A 19,529-nucleotide genomic window follows, 5' to 3' on the forward strand; every position below is an offset into this window, starting at 1 on the left:
GGTGACACCGTTGCGGAATAAGGTCCATTTCCTGGGCGGTTTGTACTTTCTGGTTATATTTTACGGATTATTTTCAAAGGCTTAAATTAAGTGCGGTGCCGTGCCTCACGCACGCGGCGGTTCGATCGATTGATATCAGCTGGAATGGCGCTTCGCTTGCCATCGGTAGCTGGGTCGTCGGTTCTCCCATCCTTTTCGTTCTTTTCCCATTGACAGAAATCGAATGCCAATTATTCTGTTATAAGAATACATATAACATAATAATGGAACAAATGGGAGCTCCAACATGAAAACGATCACCGCGCTTTTACTCGGAACGGCACTGACAGTCCTTCCTTCCAGCCTGTTTGCGCAGGAGAAGGGTGGCATCGTCAATGTCGCCACGATCGGCGAGCCGCCGACGCTTGATCCGATGTCGTCGACCGCCGATCTCGTCGGCATCGTCACGCAACACATTTTCGAAACGCTCTACACATTCGACAAGAACTGGAAGGTCACGCCGCTTCTGGCGGAGAGCCTGCCGGAGATCAGCGCCGACGGCAAAACCTATACGATCAAGCTGCGCAGCGGCATCAAGTTTCATGACAATACCGACATGACATCCGAGGATGTCGTCGCTTCGCTTCATCGCTGGGAGAAGATCGCCTCGCGCGGCAAGCAGGTGGCTGGCTTCATCACATCCATCGAGGCCGTCGATCCGGCCACCGTCAAGATCACGCTGACGCAGCCCTATGCGCCGCTGGCTTCGCTGCTGGCTTTCAACAACTCCGCCGCCATCATCATCCCGTCTGAAAAGCAGGATGATGTGATGAAGGATTTCATCGGTACCGGTCCCTATCTGCTGAAAGAGCGCAAGGCTGACCAGTATATCCAGCTGACCCGTTTTGATGGCTACAAGTCGCGTGATGGCGAGAGTGATGGTTACGGTGGTGCTCGCCATCAGTATCTCGACGAAATCCGCTTCGTGCCCGTTCCCGATCCGAATACGCGCGTCGAAGCTGCGGTCTCCGGCCAGTATGACTATGTGGATTCCATCCCGGTCGAATCCTTCGACAAGATCAAGGCCGCAGCCGCAACGCAGCCGATGATGCTGAAGCCGTTCGGTTATCCGGTCTTCGTCTTCAATACGGCTGAAGGTGTCAGCAAGAACGTCGCCGTGCGCAAGGCCATCCGCCAGGCGCTGAGCATGGAAGACATGATGGCCGCCGCTTTTGGTAGCCCGGACTTCTTCTCGCTCGACGGCGCAATTTATCCGGAGGCCTATTCCTGGCACACGGAAGCAGGCACCGACGGTGCCTATAATGTAGCAGACCCGGAAGGGGCAGCAGCTGCGCTGAAGGCTGCCGGTTACAATGGCGAGCCACTGCGCATTCTGACCAGCCGCCAGTATGAGTTCCATTACAAGATGGCTCAGGTCGCGGCCGAATATCTGAAGCTTGCCGGCTTTACCGTCGACATGCAGGTTGTCGATTGGGCGACGCTGACGCAGCGCCGGGCTGATCCAAAGCTGTGGGATATCTACATCACCCATAGCCCCTTCCTGCCGGAACCGGCTCTGATCGGCTCGCTCTCGACCAGCTCGCCGGGCTGGTGGGACACGCCGGCCCGCAAGGCGGCAGTGGATGCCTTCACGGCGGAAGTCGATCCCGACAAGCGCGTTGCACTGTTCGCCGACGTCCAGAAGGCGATCTATGATGACGTTGCCTTCATGAAGATCGGCAACTTCAATGCGGTTGCAGCCAAGTCGACCAAGCTTGAAGGTGTCGATCCGGCTCCGTGGCCGTATTTCTGGAACGCATCGATCGCGAAATGATCATTCGATAAGGGAAGGCACAGGCTCATCAGGGCCGGTGTCCGTTCCGGACCGGCAGGCTTCCGGGGCATAAGGATCAGGCTTTCATGATACGGTACATTTTCCAGCGCCTCTTCGGCATGATCGTCGTGATGTTTCTCGTCGTCACGATCGTCTTCGTGATCGTGCGCGTCACGCCCGGCGACCCGGCTGCGGTCATGCTCGGGCCGGACGCCACCTCCCAGGATATCGCCGACCTGCGCACTCAGCTCGGCCTCGACCGCTCGCTCGGCATCCAATACTTCTACTATATGGGGCAGTTGCTGAGGGGAGATCTCGGCCAGTCGATCTTCCTCAATATGCCCGTGACATCGGCACTGCTCGACCGCGCCGAACCGACGTTTTTCCTGACGCTGTTCTCGCTGCTGATCGCCAGCGCCATCGCCCTGCCGATCGGCATCTATGCGGCCTATCGCCGTGGCTCGATTTTCGATCAGGCGGCGACTGCGCTTGCAATGCTGGCCGCCAGCATCCCGAGCTTCTGGCTCGGCTTAATCATGATGCAGGTGTTTGCCGTCCGTTTCGATCTGTTTCCGGTGTCCGGTTATGGCGGGCCGGGATCGACGTTTACCGAGCGGATGTATCACCTGGCCCTCCCCTCTTTTGCCCTCGGGATCGTCTCCTCGGCACTGGTCCTGCGATTTACACGCGCCTCGATGCTCGATGTGCTCGGCGATGATTATATCCGCACTGCGCGGGCCAAGGGACTGATCGAGCGCCGCGTCATCCTCAAGCACGCCCTGAAAAATGCGCTGATCCCGATCCTGACCGTCATCGGCCTGACAGCGGCGGTTCTTGTTTCCGGAGCGGTGGTGACGGAGACCGTGTTCGGTCTGCCGGGCATTGGTAACCTGGTGGTATCCGCCGTGCTCCGGCGCGATTATCCGGTCATTCAGGGTGCGCTGCTGGTCATCGCTGCGCTCTACGTCCTGATCAATTTTGCCATCGACATGCTCTATCTGCTGGTCGATCCGAGGGTACGTTACTGATGACAGCAATCGTCTCCAAACCGGCGCTCAGCGAGCGCAGCAAGTTCATCCGGCGGCTGTTAAAGCGCAAGACGGTGGCATTCGGACTGATCGTCCTGACGATCTTCGTGCTTCTGGCTATCTTTGCGCCGTTGATCGCACCCTATTCGCCATCGAAACTGTCGATCATCAATCGGCTGAAACCACCAAGCGGTACCTTCATCTTCGGCACGGATGAATTCGGCCGCGATGTGTTTTCGCGAACGATCTATTCGGCACGGTTGTCCTTGCTGGTCGGCGCTGCCGTCGTGACGTTGTCTGCCGTGATCGGTGTGACGCTCGGGCTGATCGCCGGGTTCTTCAAGCAGTTCGATGCGCCGATTGCCCGGCTGATCGATGCGATGATGGCCTTTCCGGACATTCTGCTCGCCATCGCTCTGGTCGCAGCTCTTGGGCCGTCGCTGACCACCGTCATCATCGCGCTCAGCATCGTTTATGCGCCACGCCTGGCCCGTATCGTCCGCGCCTCGACGCTGGTCATTCGCGAACTGCCCTATATCGAGGCGTCTCGGGCGCTTGGTATTTCGACCCGGCATATCATGACCCGGCATGTGCTGCGCAACCTCCTGTCGCCGATCCTCGTGCAGGGCACGTTCCTGTTTGCCAGCGCCATGCTGGCGGAAGCGGGCCTTTCGTTCCTCGGCCTCGGCGTCAGCCCGGAAATCCCCACCTGGGGCACGATGATATCCGCCGGGCGGCAATATATCGGCCAAGCCGACTGGATGACGCTGTTTCCGGGCTTTGCCATCATTCTCTCCGTGCTGTCGCTGCAGATGGTTGGCGACGGACTGCGCGATCTTCTCGATCCAAGACTTCGAAAGGACTTATGAATCATGTCTTCCGGATATGAGGCGAGGGGGCCTGTGCTTCTCGCCAACGTCAAACCCATGGCTTTCGGTACCGGTGCACCCAACACCTTGATCGATATTCTCATCAACGCGGATGGCCGCATCGCCGAAACCGGTCCGTCGCTTGCGGTATCTGCCGATGTCCAACGTATTGACGGCAAGGGTGCGTGGATTTCGCCCGGCTGGATAGATCTGCACGTCCATATCTGGCACGGCGGAACGGATATTTCGCTGCGCCCATCCGAATGCGGCGCCGAGCGTGGCGTCACCACGCTGGTCGATGCCGGCTCTGCCGGTGAGGCCAATTTCCATGGTTTTCGCGAGTATATCATCGAGCCGTCGCGCGAACGCATCAAGGCGTTCATCAATCTGGGCTCCATCGGCCTTGTCGCCTGCAACCGCGTTGCCGAACTCAGGAGCATTCAGGACATCAACCTCGACCGCATTCTGGAAGTCTATGCCGAAAACAGCGAGCACATCGTCGGCATCAAGGTACGGGCGAGCCACGTTATCACTGGTTCCTGGGGCGTAACGCCGGTCAAGCTCGGCAAGAAAATCGCCAAGATCCTCAAGATCCCGATGATGGTGCATGTCGGCGAACCGCCAGCGCTCTATGACGAAGTGCTCGAAATCCTCGGCCCCGGCGATATCGTCACCCATTGCTTCAACGGCAAGGCCGGTTCGAGCATCATGGAAGATGAGGATCTGTTCGATCTGGCTGAGCGGTGTGCCGGCGAGGGCATCCGGCTGGATATCGGCCACGGCGGCGCGTCCTTCTCGTTCAAGGTTGCGGAAGCGGCGATCAACCGGGGCCTGCTGCCCTTCTCGATCTCGACCGACCTGCACAACCACTCGATGAATTTTCCGGTCTGGGACCTGGCCACGACCATGTCGAAGCTGCTGGTGGTCGGCATGCCGTTCGAGAAGGTGGTTGAAGCCGTCACCCAGGCACCGGCATCCGTCATCAAGCTTTCGATGGAGAATCGCCTCACAGTTGGCGAACGCGCAGACTTCACAATCTTCGACCTCGTCGATTCCGACATCGAGGCGACAGATTCCAATGGTGACGTCTCGGTGCTCACTCGGATCTTCGAGCCGCGCTATGCCGTCATCGGCGCCGAGGCGATTACCGCCAGCCGCTACATTCCCCGCGCCCGCAAACTCGTGCGCCACAGCCACGGCTATTCCTACCGGTAGCCGTGCCGTTTCTTAAAGCCTTAGCAGGACACAGGAGTTCGCGTGAACAGTTCCACAGCAACCGCTACCGGCAGGACGGGCTCGCCTGCCGAGCGGCTGGCCTCGCTCGGCCTCAAGTTGCCGCCGCCGCCGCCGCCGATCGCCAATTTCGTCACGCATGTGCGCGAAGGCAATCTGATCTATCTCTCCGGCCAGGGGCCGCGTGAGGCCAACGGCTTCATGCACACCGGCAAGGTCGGTATCGGCGGCGTCAATGTCACCGAGGCCTATGGCCACGCACGGCTGACCGGCATCAATCTGCTGGCGGTTCTGCAGGATGCGCTGGGGGATCTTGCGCGGGTCCGGCGCGTCGTCAAGCTGCTCGGCATGGTCAATGCGGAACCCGATTTCGAGGATCACCCGAGCGTGATCAACGGTTGCTCCGATCTCTTCATCGAGGTCTTTGCGGACGCTGGCCATCATGCGCGCTCGGCCGTCGGCTTCGGGTCATTGCCGGGCAATATCACCGTCGAGATCGAAGCGATCGTCGCCCTTTACGATTGAGGAACCACCCGGCATGTCAATGGCTGCGCCAGCCCATCAAGGTTTCGATCCGTTCCGCCGACGCGCGGACATGGGACGTGTAATGCGTCTCGTCGGAAAAAGCCTTCTGCTCCGGCAGGACGATCGAGATCGTGGCGACGCATTGGCCTTCGCGGTCGCAGATCGGCGAGGCAATGCAGGCAACGGCATAGTCGGATTCGCCGGCCTGAATGGAAAGCCGGGCCTGCATGGCGTCCGCCGCAGCCGCAGCCAGGGTTGCCGGATCGACATCGGCGCGGCCGGTGGGCGACGAGCGGGCACAGCGCTTGAAAAGCTCGAGGCGTTCATCGTCGGGCAGATGCCCGACCAGAAGGCGGCCGGACGCGGTCCAGTTCAAGGGCACCCGGGTTCCCACCCGCGACGTGACCTGAAAATGATTGGGGCCAGCCGCCATCGCCAGCACCAGCATATGATCGCCGTCGCGACCGCAGACCTGAACGGTTTCGCCGGCCTCACGGCAAAGATCGTGCATTTCATGGGTAGCGACACTCATGAAATCCAGCGAACGGGCGTAGGCCAGACCGTAATGGTACAGCCGAGCGCCGAGCCAGATCATGCTGTCGGCATCGCGTGTCAGAAGGTTCTTGTCTACGAGATCGTCGATGATCACGTAGACTGTGGACAGCGGTGCGCCGATGGCCTTGGCGATAGCGTAGGCGCCGGAGGGCGCACCGGTCTCGTAGAGGTAATCGAGGATTTGCAGGGTCCGGTCGATGCCGCTGACGCGCGAGCGCTTTTCGCCTTTGGCATTGTCCGGGAGGGCGGTGGAAACGGGCTGGGTTTTGGTATCCAAGACAAAAGCTCACATTGCGATTTTGTCTCGTTATTACATTATTATGGCATAGCTGTCGACTGCCAGAAGACGACGTCTTCGAATTGCGACAGCGGAATTTTTGGAGAAGACAATGCCCACTGAAGACATCCGCACATCGCTTGGCCTGCGTCCGGTCATCAACGTTTCAGGCACGATGACCAGCCTCGGTGCATCCATAGTGGTCCCTGAAGCCATTGCTGCGATGACGTCCATCCTGCCGCAATTCGTCGAGATGAACGATCTGCAGCGCAAGGCAAGCGCCATCATCGCGCGGCTGACCGGTAGCGAAGCGGGCTTCGTCACGGCATCGTGCTCAGCGGGCATCAGTTTGGCGGTTGCCGGAACGATTACCGGCAACAACCTGCTGGCCATCGAAAAGCTGCCCGACGTCAGCACGGAAAAGACAGAGATCCTGGTGCAGATGGGGCATGTCGTCAGTTATGGCGCACCGGTCGACCAAGCCGTGCGGCTGGCAGGCGGCAAGACGGTGATGATCGGTCAGGCAACCTCGACCCATCGCTACCACATGGAAAACGCCATAAACGAAAAGACGGCGGCGGCGCTCTATGTGATTTCGCATCACGTGGTCGATTACGGCCTGCTGAACCTCAAGGAATTCGCTGACATCGCCCATGCCAAGGGCGTGCCTGTCATCGTCGATGCCGCATCGGAATATGACCTGCGGATCTTTCTCGAACAGGGTGCTGATATCGTGCTCTATTCGGGCCACAAGTTCCTTGGCGGTCCGACCTCCGGCATTGTGGCGGGCAAGAAGGAACTGGTTCGCAACGCCTTCCTCCAGAACATGGGGATCGGCCGCGGCATGAAGGTCGGCAAGGAAAGTGTCTTCGGCGTCATGGCAGCCCTTGAAGCCTGGGAGACGCGCGATCACGACGGCATCCGCGCCCGCGAAACAAGCTACCTGCATCTGTGGCGCGACACGCTGGAGGGACGCCCTGGTGTTCAGGCGTTGATCGAACCGGATCCAACCAGCAACCCGCTGGACCGCATGCGCGTAATCATCTCGGCGCCCGAGGCCCACATCACTGCCTGGGATCTTGCCGACGCGCTGGCGCGCGGCACGCCACCGATCATCGTGCGCGATCACGAGGTTGAGCATCGTTATTTCTATCTCGATCCGTGCAACCTGCACCCCGGGCAAGAGACGATCGTTGCCAGCCGGCTCGCCGAAGAACTCGACAAGGCACGAGCCTCGAACGAGATCATCGCCACGCCGCTGGAAAACCGCAGCAAGCACCGTTTCGACGGCGCTCTGCGCTGGCCGGATTGAACCGACCGCTTCGAAACCCAACCAAGGATCCCGTCATGGCCAGTTCACACGCCCAAAAGATCGATACCGTACAACCCGTTCTGTCGGTGGAGAACCTGACGACATCGTTCATCGTCGATGGGGAGTGGAAACCGGTCGTGCGCAACGTCTCGTTTTCGGTCGCCCCCGGTGAAACGGTGGCGATCGTCGGCGAGTCCGGTTCGGGCAAGAGCGTCACCTCGCTGTCGATCATGCGGCTGCTGCAGGCGGATACCAGTCGCATCGAAGGCAGCGTCATGCTGGATGGGCGCGATATCCTGAAACTGCCTGAAAATGCGATGCGCAAGGTGCGCGGCAATGACGTCGCTATGATCTTTCAGGAGCCGATGACGAGCCTCAACCCGCTCTTTACCATCGGCGACCAGATTTCCGAGGCACTTCTCTGTCACTCGGCAATCAGCAAGCGCGATGCCAAGGCCGAAACAATCCGGCTTCTGGAAAAGGTGCGCATTCCTGCCGCCGCGTCCCGGTTCGATGAGTATCCGCACCGGTTTTCCGGCGGTATGCGCCAGCGCGTGATGATCGCCATGGCACTTGCCTCGCGGCCGAAGCTTTTGATTGCCGACGAGCCGACGACGGCGCTTGATGTGACCATCCAGGGGCAGATCCTCGATCTCATCAAGACGCTGCAGGAAGAGGAAGGAACCTCCGTTCTCTTCATCACCCACGACATGGGCGTCGTTGCCGAAATCGCCGACCGCACAGTGGTGATGTATCGCGGCGAGCAGGTGGAAACCGGCCCGACGAGCGATATCTTCTTTCGTGCCAAGCACCCTTACACCCGCGCGCTTCTGTCCGCCGTTCCGGTGCTCGGTTCGATGAACGGCAAGGACCGGCCGATGCGCTTTCCGATCGTCGATCCAGCGACGGGGCTTCCCGACACTCCCGTCGAAACGATCGATACCGTGGCCTCCGGCAAACGCCCGGTGCTGGAGGTCAGGAACCTCACCAAGCGTTTTGACATTCATTCCGGCCTGTTCGGCCGCCTGACCAGCCGTGTTCACGCCGTCGAAAACGTTTCCTTCGATTTGCATGCAGGCGAAACCCTTTCGCTGGTGGGCGAATCCGGCTGCGGCAAATCCACCACCGGCCGCGCCATCATGCGGCTGATCGAGCCGCAGGCAGGTTCCGTCCGGGTCGATGGTACGGAAGTCCTGACGCTGGATCCGAACGGCATGCGCGAGATGCGCAAGACCGTCCAGATGATTTTCCAGGACCCTTTCGCCAGCCTCAATCCGCGCATGCGGATCGGCACGGCGATTGCCGAGCCCTATCTCGAGCACAAGATGGGAACCGAAAAACAGGCGCGCGATCTTGTCGCCGATCTGCTGGTCAAGGTCGGGCTGACCGCTGATATGGCGTCGCGCTATCCGCATGAGTTTTCCGGCGGCCAGCGCCAGCGCATCTGCATTGCCCGCGCACTGGCGCTGGATCCGAAGGTGATTGTCGCCGACGAAAGCGTCTCGGCGCTCGACGTCTCGATCAAGGCGCAGGTGATCAATCTGCTGCTCGATCTGCAGCAAAGCCTCAACCTCGCTTTCCTGTTCATCTCCCACGACATGGCCGTCGTCGAACGCGTCAGCCATCGTGTTGCCGTGATGTATCTGGGCGAAATCGTTGAAATCGGCCCGCGCGCGGCAGTTTTCGGCAATCCACAGCATGCCTATACGAAAAAGCTGATCTCAGCCGTGCCGATCCCCAATCCGGACCGGCGTCGAGAAAAGGGCAAGACCGGCAATGACGAGATCAAAAGCCCGATGCGGCCCGCAGACTATAAAGTCGTGCCGATCCAGTATCGCGAAGTGTCGCCGGGCCATCTGGTGGCAACGTCAGATCATTCGTGAAACGGACCGAGTCAGCGCGTTCTGGAATGGTACATTCAGCTGGATCGATATTTTTTCTACGCCAGGCCCGCCGCGTGCCGCCTCCTCCGGGTATGAAGTTGCCGATCGCTAAAATGGTGGGAAAGCCCGCACAAAAATGCTGCGGGGCTCCTTTGCCCAGACAGATACGCGTCAATTGCCATTGATGTAAACGATGGCGAACTTGTCTTCATAAGCTTTGCGCCAACCGGAAAGCTCATTGAAAAACGGAATCCGCGCGTCGTCCGGTGTCAGGAGCGCCCATTTGATGTTGTGGTCTTCGATCGTTTTCTGGAGAATGGGTTTGCCTGCGGCCGTTCCCATTTCAGCCGTTGCGCTCATGAAGCCATTCAGGAACAGCTGATCGGTCCGGCCATCGATGTAAGTTTTGATGCCGTGAAAAATCAGCGTGCCGCCGAAATTGTAGCTGTTCAGCACATTGCCAGACAGTCCCTGTGTCTCTGCGAAAGCGAGTGCACCCGATGCGGACGTTGTGTCGCTCGGAGCGACCGTTGAAAAATTCAGGAAGGCTGCGCAGGCCGCAAACCAGCCCACCACAACCACACCGGTGATCCGGCGGTAATGTTTGGCGATGGCCCGTTCAAGACCATCACGGGCTTCTCCCATCCACTGACGCGTCGACAAGGCTGGAAATTGTTCCGCGATATCGGCCGCCAGGACGATGGGTACCAGCAGCAGCCAGAGATATTGAAAGCGCGAATAGGCGAGGAACAGGTGCAGCGTGAAGATGAAGAAGGCGGCATAGGTCCAGCGGATGCGGATTCTCGTGATCAACAGGGCGGCGACGACGATCAGGAGAAGGATTTCGGGCAGAACGTCCGTGCGGGCATTGAAGGGGTTCCATTCGCCAATATAGGCAACCGCCTCGTTGCCGGACGTGACGGTAAAGGTCGCGAGGATGGCCTTTATGCCGTAGGGATTGATCAGGGTGACCAAGGGGCATAGCAGGCCGAAGGCGATCCACTGGGCGAGAATCCGGGGTTGCGACAGGCGTGTGCGCGCCAAAAAATCCAAGCCTGCAAAGGCCGCGATCACGAAGCCGAAGGTAAACGTGCCGTGCAGATTGGCCCAGAGGGCAATCAAAGCCAAAAGCCAGAACGGCGGTGGCTGCCGCTCACGGGCAGCTTGGAACAGCACTGCCGTCCACAAGACGATGATCGGAAGGCTGAAAATGAGCGGCCGAGCATTATAGACGGAGCTCACGACAATCGTGACGGCGATGACAGCGGCGATCGCGACGATCGGTTTTAGCGCAGCGCTGAGATACCACGTCAAAATGAACGTCATCAGGCCAACCGACGAGACCGTGATGACGATCACGCCGCTCCAGCCGAAAGCCGTGTAGGCGGACCCCAGAAGCACCTGGCTTAACCACTCTTTGGCAATCCATGGCTGGCCTGCAAACGTATGCGAGTAGGTATCGGCAACCGGGATAATCCTGTTTGCCAACATGTCGAGGCCCACTTTCACCTGCCACCAGTTGTCGGGATCCTTTAAGAGTTCCGATGAATAGAAAAGCAACTGTGCGGTGACGGCGAGAACCATCAACAGGCAGATGACCAAACGGATCCGCCGGCTCTGTTCCATAGATGCTTGTTCATGACCCAAGACAGACACATCCTGCGGGCCCGTTTTCCCAAAAATCACCTCAGTCGCAGTCATGATCTACTCTCAAAATGCCGTGTCGTCTGACGGGTTACACAAAGGGGCGGGAACGAAAACGAACCACGATGATGCGAGATAAAAAAGAACCGAATAAATGCAGATACCGGCGAGATGCACCCACGGATTGTTGGTGAATCCGAAGGAAAGCGCAGTCAAAACAACACCCAGGTTGGCGCCGTAGGCGATCGCAAAGCTCAATGCGTATCGAAGTGCCGTGCCCTTGCGCAGGCGTGCGGCGCTTGAAAATGTCCAGCGGCTATTGAGGACGAAACCAAGTATCAGCCCGCTGGCATAACCGAGAATATTGGACGCGATGTCGCCGCAACCGAACGCGAGTGCCACTAGGATAACCGTGTATCCAAGCGCGGTGTTGAGCAATCCGACTGCTGCAAACCGCAGGAGGCGCGTGGCCTCAAAGACCCGGCTTGACCGCGTGAACAAAATATTGAGCTCCCATCGGGACACCGGCGAGATAGCGCTCCAGTGGCCGTAATTTCGCGAGAAAACGCGGAAAGAAGATCCTGTAAACGGTTTCGGTCTTGAAGAAGCCGGCCTTGGCCATCCGGGCCTTCATCTGGGCTGCGTTGATCAGAACGGCGTTCTCATCGAAGCTGCAGTTCTTTACCGCGTGCAGGGTCAGCGGATTCCAGGGATTGTGCTCAAACAGGAAAAAACTCCCGCCCGGCTTCATCACCCGGCCGATCTCGGCAAGAAGGCCGACATGAAACTCCTCGGGGATATGGTGGAAAACACAGGCGGTGAAAACCAGGTCGAAATGGTTGTCACTATAAGGAATCGTCTGGCCGTCGAAAGGCTGGCAATGCGCCTGGCCCGGAAAACGCGTCCGGGCGATGTCCAGCGATTGCGCCGATGGATCGAGAAGAACGATCTCGCTGTCGGGAAAGGCTTCGCGCATTGGTCCCAGCGAGTTACCGACACCGGCGCCGAAATCGAGTATCCGCAGCGGTTTCTCGCCACGCCGCCGCAGAACATCAGCCACGTCGTTGATCTTGTAACGGGCAAAAAACGCCGGCGCCTCACCGCTCAGGCGAATACTGGCAGCGTGCTCCTGTTCATATTCATCGGCGAATTTGTCGAATTCGGCCTCAAGCACCGGCGGTCCCCCGGGCAAGGGTCCGCAAGCGATGCACCTGCGAATCTGCACCTTCTGCAACCACGTCGGAACATACAATTTCATTGACGATGTAGAGCGGCCGCCTCTTCGTCTCCATGTACATTCGTCCGAGATATTCGCCAAAGATACCCAGAACCAGCAGTTGGACGCTACCCAGAATGAGCACGATCGCAGCCAGGCTGGTCCAGCCGGGGAGGACGTTGCCCTCCAGCCAGGCGACGATGGTGTAACCCAGCGCCACAAGGCCGATCAGACCGAAGATCATGCCAAGATGCGAGGCAAAACGGAGCGGCGCGATAGAAAAGCTGGTCATCGCATCGATTGCCAGAAGCACCATCTTGCGCAGCGGGTAATGCGTCGTGCCGGCAAAGCGGGCCTGGCGGTGATAATGAAAAGCGGTTTGCTTCAAGCCGATCCAAGTGACCATGCCGCGGATGAAACGGTAGCGCTCCGGCATGGCGTTGAGATGATCGATGGCACGGCGGCTCATCAACCGGAAATCGCCGGTATCAGCGGCAATGTCGATATCGACCATTCGCCGTAGCAACCGGTAGAACAGCGAGGCAGACGTTCTCTTGAACAGGCTCTCTCCATCGCGCTTCAGCCTCTGGCCGTAAACAACGTCGAAGCCCTCGTCCATCTTGGCCATCATCGGGCCAAGCAGTTCTGGCGGATCCTGGAGATCGGCATCGAGGATCAGAATTCTCTCACCACGGCACAGCTCAAGCCCGGCGCTGAGCGCAATCTGGTGGCCGTAGTTTCGTGCCAGGTCGATTGCAACGATATGGATATCTTTGCGGGCAAGATCGACGATCGCTTCGCGCGTCCCGTCTGTGGCGCCGTCGATAACAAGGACGATCTCGTAGGATGAGCCGGCTTGCGCATCGCATGCCGCCGTCACGCGCCGGTGCAGTTCTGCGATGCCGTCCCGTTCGTTGTAGCAAGGGATGACCACAGAAAGTGCTATTGCCTGTTTCGCCGCAATATCCATCCGTTCGGGCACCCGTTGCTCCCTGTTGCTCGCTTGGGTTTACGGCATAGCGATTAAAAATCCGTTCGCGTTTAGTTGAAGTGGATTTAGGTGATTGATTTGAAATGGTTTAAGCGCGGTATCGCGCGCGGATTCAGACGCTTCCGCAGAGCCGGTCGGACAACACGTCACCACAACTTAGAACGCGAGGTCTGATCGGTCTTTTAAGCGCACTATCTGGGCCGTTTCTGAGCGATGACCGGCATGCCATCCGGCCGAATCTGTTTCTTGAGAGCGGCGATGCGGAAGATGGCGTTGGCAGCGCCATAGCCGCGATAGCCGCGCCGCTCGACAATCTCGAAAAAGAAGCCCTCGCCATAGGTGCCGCTGTAGAGCTGGAAGAATTCGCCGTGCTCGTCACGGTCGTAGAGGATGTTTTCCGTCTTCAGCCGCTCGCTCAACTGCGGATCAAGGCCGAAGCGGGCTTCGACATCGTCGTAGTAGTTGGGCGAGATATGCAGTGGCCGGAAGCCGTTTTGTTTCAATGCTGCAGCCGTTGCGAAGATATCGCTGGTGTTGAAAGCCAGATGCTGGATGCCTGATCCAAAGGTTTCGGCGATGAAATGACCAGCGAGTGTGCGGCGGTTTTCCGCCCCGTTGAGGGTGATGCGCAGGGTGCCTGCGGTATTCTCGATTACCTGGCTGCGCACGACGCCGGCCGGATCGATGATATCCACCATCGGCGTCTTCTGCGTATCGAAGATCGCGGTGTAAAACAAAAGCCAGGTCAGCATCTTCTCATAGGCGACCGTCTGAGCGATATGATCAATGGTGCACAGATGCGCCGGCTGGCTTTCGTTCTCGTCCGTGACAGGGACGAAATCGATATCCCAGATACGGCCGAGATCGGCTTTCCCGTCGAGCAGGTAGATCAACCCACCGCCGACGCCGCGAATAGCCGGGATTTCCAGTTCGCCAGTGCCGACCGCTTGGCTGAACGGTTCTGCCCCCAGCGCCACCGCCCGGGCCATCGCCTCCTCCGCATCGTCCACGATAAGCGTCACGGCATAGGCCGACGGCCCGTGGACTGCATAGGACGCATTGGCAAACCCTGCACGCTCCGTATTGACCAGCAACCGGATTTTACCCTGGCTGTAGACGCTGACCTGCTTGGTTTTGTGACGGGCGGTGTTGCGGAAGCCAAGTGTGCGAAGAAGCGCGATCAAGTCCGTCGCCTCGCTTTCATCAAGGGAGAACTCCACGAAGCCGATGGCCTTCACCGGCGCGCGCTCCGGCATCTCGGCGACAGTGAGCCCCGAAGCATTCGGATTGCGCCGCACCCGGTCGCCCAACGTGATCAGCGAGCGATGTCCGTCGGCGGCGATTGCCTTGGCAGAGCCGCCGCGAAACTGGTCGTTGAAGATTTCCAGCGAGAAGTAACCGTCATAGCCGGTCTCAGCGATCGCGGTTGTAAAGGCGGTGACCGGCAGGTCGCCCTCGCCCGGCATGTTGCGGAAATGACGGCTCCAGTAGAGCAGGTCCATATCGATCAACGGCGCGTCTGCCAGCTGGACGATGAAGATCTTGTCCTTGGGGATCGAGCGGATCGAATTGATATCGATCTTGCGCGCCAAGGTGTGGAAGCTGTCAAGGATCAGGCCGATATTGGCATGATCGGCGCGCCGGACGATTTCCCAGGCGTCCCGGTGGTCGAAAATGTGCTTTCCCCAGGCAAGCGCCTCGTAACCAACTCTCAGACCGCGCTTGGCGGCCCGTTCGCCGAGTTCATGGAAATCCGCTGCGGCCCGGTCGATGCCACCAAGAGACACCGGCGACACATTCGAGCAGACTAGAACGAGATCGGTGCCGAGTTGCTGCATGATATCGAACTTGCGCTCGGCACGATCGAAGGTGCGGGCGCGATGCGGCTCCGGCATGCCCTCGAAATCGCGGAAAGGCTGGAACAGCGTGATTTCCAGACCATGGTCGCGAACCATCCGGCCGACATCTGCCGGGCTGCCATCGAAAGCCAGAAAATCGTTCTCGAAAATCTCGACGCCGTCAAACCCTGCTTTGGCAATTGCTGCGAGCTTTTCGGGAAGTTCGCCGCTGATCGATACGGTCGCGATGGAGGTTTTCATTGCATATCCTCGCTTGGACGGCTGCCGGATGTCAGATTGTCGAAATGCCGCATCATCCGGTGGGCATCCGGCGCGCACCCGGTGAAGAGGCTGAAGGCGCCGACGGCCTGGAAGACGGCCATGCCGCCGCCGTTCAACACCCGGCATCCCCGAAGCTTTGCCGTCTTCAGAAGCTCGGTTTCCAGCGGAAAATAGACGATCTCGGCCACCCAGTGGCGGGGCGAAAGCAGTTCCGGCGCAAGCGGTATGCCCGGATATTTCGCCATACCGGTCGGGGTCGCATGGATCAGGCCGGATGCCGGTTCCATCGCCGCCGCGAGGTCACCGGATGCCGTAATCGCCGCTTCCGGAAACAGCGCGGATAGGGCTTGCGCCAGATGGGTTGCCCTTTTCGGATCCAGATCGAACACCGTCAGGTTCTTCAGGCCAAGCGACAGGATGGCATAGGCGGTGGCGACGCCGGCACCGCCGGCGCCGATCTGGACCGCAGCCTCAAGATCGGCATCGGGCAAGCCGCGCCGAAAGCTTTCGGCGAAACCCCACCAGTCAGTGTTATGGCCGTATCTCCGGCCATTCTTCAGGACGACGGTGTTCACTGCGCCCAGTGCGCGTGCCTCGTCGGAAAGTTCATCGAGATAAGGGATCACCAGTTGCTTGCAGGGATGGGTGATGTTGAGACCGCTCAAACCGTGTCGTTCAGCCTGGTTCAAAAGGTCCGGCAAGCTGTCCGGTGACAGGCCACGCTGGTTGAGATCGATCATTTCGTAATCGTAGGCAAATCCCTGGGCGGAGCCTTCCCGCATATGCATCGCCGGCGTCAGCGAAGCCTGGATGCCCGCGCCGATCAAGCCGGCTTTCAGCGGTTTCAGACGTGTTTCGACCATTGCAGCAGGTTCCGTGATTGTCGGGAGAGACGAGCCGGCCCACCTCCAGGCGGGCCGGCGAAGGCATTATTGCCCGCGGGCCGCCGCGAGTTCCTTGAAGAGCAGCGAGACGGTGTCAGGGCCGATTTCGCCGCTGAACTTGTCGACCAGTGGCTTGACGGCGTCGCGCAGCTTCTGCGTTTCTTCCGGGCTGAGTTCAGCGACTTCCATGCCGGTCGCCTTGATCTCTGTCATCGCCTTGGCATCCACCTCGCGCGAAACCTTGCGCTGGTAGTCGCGGGCCTCGGTTGCCGCCGACTGGATGACAGCCTTTTCCTCGTCGTTCAGCTTGTCCCAGAAGGCCTTGCTGATCAGCACAATCTGCGGATTGTACTGGTGACGGGTCTCCGTCATGTACTTCTGCACTTCGAAGAACTTGGCGTTGAGAATGTTGGCAGCCGGATTTTCCTGGCCGTCCACAGTGCCGGTTTCAAGCGCCGTGTAGAGCTCGGTATAAGGCAGCGGCACAGCATTGGCGCCAAGGCCGTTGAACAGCTCGATCGGGATCGGCGATTGCAGCGTGCGGATCTTCAGGCCCTTGATGTCTTCGAGTTTGGTGACCGGATGGCGGTTGTTGGTGAGATTGCGGAAGCCCAGTTCCCAATAGGCAAGGCCAACAAGGCCGGTGTCGGGCAGCTTGTCGGACAGGCTCTTGCCGAACGGGCCGTCCATGACCTTGTCGGCTTCCTCGCCGCTGTTGAACAGGAACGGCAGGTCGACAGCGCCGAACGCCTTGACGTTGCTGGCCAGAATGCCGGCATTGAGCACCAGCATCTCGACGACGCCGCCCTGCAGTGACGAAACGGTCTGCACGTCACCGCCGAGCACGCCGCCCGGGAACAGTTTGACGTCGATCTTGCCGCCGCTCTTTTCCTTGACGATCTCCGCGAATTTTTCCATGCCGGTAACCTGCGGATGGCCTTTATTGTTGGCACTGGCAAATTTCACTGTGGTTTCGCGGATTTCAGCCGAAGCCGTTCCCGCCAGAAGCATTGCGGGCAGAGCGAGCCCCAAGGCTATTTTCATCATCCTGTTCAACATGGTTTCCTCCCAGATTTTGGCCGGTGTTTCCCGGCCGGTTGAATGGCTTTCAAAAATGCCTTCCGCCTCAATGTCCGAACCAGGCAACCGGTGCCATCACCAGTTGCGGGAAGAGAACGAGGAGGAAAAGCACGATCAGTTCGGCGATCAGGAACGGCATGACGCCCTTCATCAGATCCTCCATCGACAGCTTGGAAACGCCGCAGATGACATTGAGCACCGTGCCGACAGGCGGAGTGATCAGGCCGATGGAATTGTTGATGATGAACAGGACGCCGAAATAGACCGGATCGATACCTGCCTGCTTGATGACCGGCATCAGCACGGGCGTCATGATCAGGATGGTCGGGGTCATGTCCATGGCGGTGCCGACCAGCACGATCAGCACCATGATGGCGATCAGAAGCAGCGTCTGGTTGTCCATCAGCGGTTCGAGCAGCGCGACGAGATCGCCGGGTACATCCGCGACCGTGATCAGCCACGCGGAAACGGCAGCACAGGCAACCAGGAACATCACCACAGATGTGATCTTTGCTGCGGCCACGAAGACATGAAACACCCGGGACGGCGGCAGTTCGCGGTAGATGACCATGGCGACGAACAGCGAATAGACGGCGGCAACAACGCCCGCTTCCGTCGGGGTAAAGACACCAAATTTCAGGCCGAAAACGATGATCACCGGCAGCATCAGTGCCCAGATGGCATCGACGAACGCTTTCAGGCGTACCGCACCGCTTTGCCGGGGCGGTAGCGCAAACTGTTCTTTGCGGGCGACCAGAAGCCAGGTGACGCAGAGCGCCAGCGCAATCAAAAGGCCCGGCACGATGCCGGCCAGGAACAGCTTGGTGATAGAGACACCGCCGATGACGCCATAGAGGATGAAACCGATCGATGGCGGGATGATCGGGCCAATGACCGAGGCGGATGCCAGAAGGCCGCCGGTGCGGGCCGGGTCGTGGCCGGATTTCAGCATCATCGGGTAGAGCAGCGCACCAAGCGCTGCCGCATCCGCCACTGCCGAACCGGAAAGGCTGGAGAGGACACAAGCGGCAAAGATGGCGACGAAACCGAGCCCGCCGCGGACATGGCCAACCAGCGCCATGGCCAGATTGACGATCCGGCGCGACAGGCCGCCGGTGTTCATCACCTCGCCGGCCAGAAGAAAGAAAGGGACGGCCATCAGCGGAAAGCTGTCGGCACCGTTCATCACGTTCTGCGCTACGATCTGGGCATCGAAAATGCCCATGTACATCATCAGCGCCACGCCGCTGAGGATCAGGGCAAAAGCGATCGGCACGCCAAGCGCCATGGGTCCGAGAAGTGCACCGAGGAAAATCGTCAGGGTCATGGTTCTCTCCTCAGATCTTCGCGCCGGTGACGGCTGTCGGCGCGGGGTGATCGTCGAGCGCCACCTGCTCCTCGCTGTCACGGACAAGTTCGGCGGTGGTCACGTCGATGCGGCCGGTCGCGACGCAAAAGGCATCCCAGAGGATGATGAGAAAGGTGGGAATTCCGAAGGCAAGGCCAGCGCCATAGAAGAACCCCATGGACAGGCCGGTTGCCGGCATCGTCGCCGGCAGGTTGATGATCGTCTGTGTCCAGCTGCCGCTGATCATCAGCGCGGTTGCCAAAAGCATCAGCCCCTGCCCTGCCAGAACCGCCAGCCTGGCGCCGGTGGGCGGCAGGCGCTTCAACAGCGAATCGACCCCGAGATGGCCGTGTTCGCGCATGGCAACGACCGCCCCCAGGAATGTCAGCCAGATGAAGAAAATCCGGGACAGCTCTTCAGACGAGGTGATGCCCTGGTTGAACGCATAGCGCAGCACGACATTGCCGAACACCAGAACGACCATGGCGGCAAGCAGAAGGGCGATAATCGCCTTCAGGCCCAGAAAATAAAAATCGATGATGCGTGTCATGCCTGTCCCCCCAAATGGATTCCGTCGTTGCGATTGCGCGTCCTGTGCTGCATCCGCAGCGGCCGCACAATACCGTGACCAGAGATCCGCGCCGATGCCTCCTCCTCAGGAACATTCGACGTTTGTACAAAATGTACGAACTGGTACGTATGTCAAGAGGCATCTATTGAAAGCATGCTACAAGCTGACTATGACTTGATG

General features: G+C 59.3%; 17 protein-coding genes. 7 read left to right on the plus strand and 10 right to left on the minus strand.

Annotation, left to right across the window (positions count from 1 at the left end; all coding sequences use genetic code 11):
• The first annotated feature begins 286 nt into the window (after nucleotides 1–286).
• The 5 genes from ACQY8Q_RS02680 (at nucleotide 287) to ACQY8Q_RS02700 (ending at nucleotide 5,468) form a co-directional block, all read left to right on the plus strand.
• On the plus strand, nucleotides 287–1,813 hold the full coding sequence (locus ACQY8Q_RS02680) for an ABC transporter substrate-binding protein (protein WP_428424394.1): 1,527 nt from the start codon (nucleotides 287–289) through the stop codon (nucleotides 1,811–1,813).
• Between the two features lie 86 nt (nucleotides 1,814–1,899).
• Complete coding sequence (locus tag ACQY8Q_RS02685; RefSeq protein ID WP_428424396.1) at nucleotides 1,900–2,841, plus strand: ABC transporter permease; 942 nt, start codon at nucleotides 1,900–1,902, stop codon at nucleotides 2,839–2,841.
• Entirely contained in the window at nucleotides 2,841–3,710 is an 870-nt protein-coding gene (locus tag ACQY8Q_RS02690) for an ABC transporter permease (protein WP_113315887.1), read from the plus strand. The genes ACQY8Q_RS02685 and ACQY8Q_RS02690 overlap by 1 nt, the downstream gene beginning before the upstream one ends.
• Nucleotides 3,711–3,713: 3 nt before the next feature.
• Nucleotides 3,714–4,925 (plus strand): amidohydrolase/deacetylase family metallohydrolase, encoded by a 1,212-nt coding sequence (locus ACQY8Q_RS02695; RefSeq protein WP_428424398.1) that lies wholly within the window; start codon nucleotides 3,714–3,716, stop codon nucleotides 4,923–4,925.
• A gap of 42 nt (nucleotides 4,926–4,967) precedes the next feature.
• Complete coding sequence (locus tag ACQY8Q_RS02700; protein ID WP_428424400.1) at nucleotides 4,968–5,468, plus strand: RidA family protein; 501 nt, start codon at nucleotides 4,968–4,970, stop codon at nucleotides 5,466–5,468.
• A 16-nt stretch (nucleotides 5,469–5,484) separates the two neighbouring features.
• Here the strand turns inward: ACQY8Q_RS02700 and ACQY8Q_RS02705 are convergent, their stop codons facing one another.
• Complete coding sequence (locus tag ACQY8Q_RS02705; RefSeq protein WP_428424403.1) at nucleotides 5,485–6,300, minus strand: IclR family transcriptional regulator; 816 nt, start codon at nucleotides 6,298–6,300, stop codon at nucleotides 5,485–5,487.
• A gap of 112 nt (nucleotides 6,301–6,412) precedes the next feature.
• Between ACQY8Q_RS02705 and ACQY8Q_RS02710 the strand changes: the two genes are divergently transcribed.
• Both ACQY8Q_RS02710 and ACQY8Q_RS02715 read left to right on the plus strand, forming a co-directional pair.
• The gene (locus ACQY8Q_RS02710; protein WP_428424405.1) at nucleotides 6,413–7,612 is read left to right on the plus strand and encodes an aminotransferase class V-fold PLP-dependent enzyme; all 1,200 of its coding nucleotides are present in this window, start codon (nucleotides 6,413–6,415) and stop codon (nucleotides 7,610–7,612) included.
• Between the two features lie 35 nt (nucleotides 7,613–7,647).
• Nucleotides 7,648–9,495 (plus strand): dipeptide ABC transporter ATP-binding protein, encoded by a 1,848-nt coding sequence (locus tag ACQY8Q_RS02715; RefSeq protein WP_428424407.1) that lies wholly within the window; start codon nucleotides 7,648–7,650, stop codon nucleotides 9,493–9,495.
• A 171-nt stretch (nucleotides 9,496–9,666) separates the two neighbouring features.
• Here ACQY8Q_RS02715 and ACQY8Q_RS02720 read toward each other — a convergent pair whose 3' ends face one another.
• The 9 genes from ACQY8Q_RS02720 to ACQY8Q_RS02760 form a co-directional block, all read right to left on the minus strand.
• Complete coding sequence (locus tag ACQY8Q_RS02720; protein WP_428424409.1) at nucleotides 9,667–11,121, minus strand: hypothetical protein; 1,455 nt, start codon at nucleotides 11,119–11,121, stop codon at nucleotides 9,667–9,669.
• Nucleotides 11,122–11,205: 84 nt separating this feature from the next.
• On the minus strand, nucleotides 11,206–11,640 hold the full coding sequence (locus ACQY8Q_RS02725) for a GtrA family protein (RefSeq protein ID WP_428424411.1): 435 nt from the start codon (nucleotides 11,638–11,640) through the stop codon (nucleotides 11,206–11,208).
• Nucleotides 11,612–12,313, minus strand: a complete 702-nt coding sequence (locus tag ACQY8Q_RS02730; protein ID WP_428424413.1) for a class I SAM-dependent methyltransferase — start codon at nucleotides 12,311–12,313, stop codon at nucleotides 11,612–11,614. Before ACQY8Q_RS02730 ends, ACQY8Q_RS02725 begins: the two co-directional genes overlap by 29 nt.
• Entirely contained in the window at nucleotides 12,306–13,325 is a 1,020-nt protein-coding gene (locus ACQY8Q_RS02735) for a glycosyltransferase family 2 protein (RefSeq protein WP_428425532.1), read from the minus strand. Before ACQY8Q_RS02735 ends, ACQY8Q_RS02730 begins: the two co-directional genes overlap by 8 nt.
• A 212-nt stretch (nucleotides 13,326–13,537) precedes the next feature.
• Nucleotides 13,538–15,445, minus strand: a complete 1,908-nt coding sequence (locus tag ACQY8Q_RS02740) for a bifunctional sugar phosphate isomerase/epimerase/4-hydroxyphenylpyruvate dioxygenase family protein (protein WP_428424415.1) — start codon at nucleotides 15,443–15,445, stop codon at nucleotides 13,538–13,540.
• Nucleotides 15,442–16,329 (minus strand): shikimate dehydrogenase, encoded by an 888-nt coding sequence (locus ACQY8Q_RS02745; protein ID WP_428424417.1) that lies wholly within the window; start codon nucleotides 16,327–16,329, stop codon nucleotides 15,442–15,444. Before ACQY8Q_RS02745 ends, ACQY8Q_RS02740 begins: the two co-directional genes overlap by 4 nt.
• Before the next feature lie 66 nt (nucleotides 16,330–16,395).
• Complete coding sequence (locus ACQY8Q_RS02750; RefSeq protein ID WP_428424419.1) at nucleotides 16,396–17,409, minus strand: TRAP transporter substrate-binding protein; 1,014 nt, start codon at nucleotides 17,407–17,409, stop codon at nucleotides 16,396–16,398.
• A gap of 67 nt (nucleotides 17,410–17,476) precedes the next feature.
• Entirely contained in the window at nucleotides 17,477–18,757 is a 1,281-nt protein-coding gene (locus ACQY8Q_RS02755) for a TRAP transporter large permease (protein WP_428424421.1), read from the minus strand.
• 10 nt (nucleotides 18,758–18,767) lie between these two features.
• Nucleotides 18,768–19,328 (minus strand): TRAP transporter small permease, encoded by a 561-nt coding sequence (locus tag ACQY8Q_RS02760; protein WP_428424423.1) that lies wholly within the window; start codon nucleotides 19,326–19,328, stop codon nucleotides 18,768–18,770.
• Nucleotides 19,329–19,529: the final 201 nt, after the last annotated feature.

Origin of the sequence: Pararhizobium sp. (genome assembly GCF_965279435.1) — a bacterium.
Lineage (GTDB): Bacteria > Pseudomonadota > Alphaproteobacteria > Rhizobiales > Rhizobiaceae > Pararhizobium.